At 52.8% G+C, this 233-nt stretch carries 1 pseudogene; it reads right to left on the bottom strand.

Annotation, left to right across the window (positions count from 1 at the left end):
* Nucleotides 1-233, bottom strand: a pseudogene (locus R0J87_RS25055) (AraC family transcriptional regulator); the annotation flags it as partial.

Here is a 233-nt window from a genome sequence, read left to right as displayed (position 1 = left end):
ATAGTGGCCGCGCTGGCAATATCATCGATGGAAATGTTCTGGTTCAGATGCGCATGTATATACTCTTTCGCCCGCAATAACAGTGTGTCGGTACGATTCGTGGGTGGCTGCTCATTCAGCTGTCCGCCTCGGCGTACCAGCGAATGTGACAGCTGAAACAGTCCTGATTCCAGCTCTATGTTAGTGGTGGCCGGATTTTCCATCAGCGCAGAGAGCATCAGCGTCTGCTGACG

It is taken from the genome of Halomonas sp. SIMBA_159, from assembly GCF_046536035.1.
GTDB lineage: Bacteria > Pseudomonadota > Gammaproteobacteria > Pseudomonadales > Halomonadaceae > Vreelandella > Vreelandella venusta_A.
Note: the sequence above shows the minus strand (reverse complement) of the source record. Positions and strands in the feature narration are given on the sequence as shown.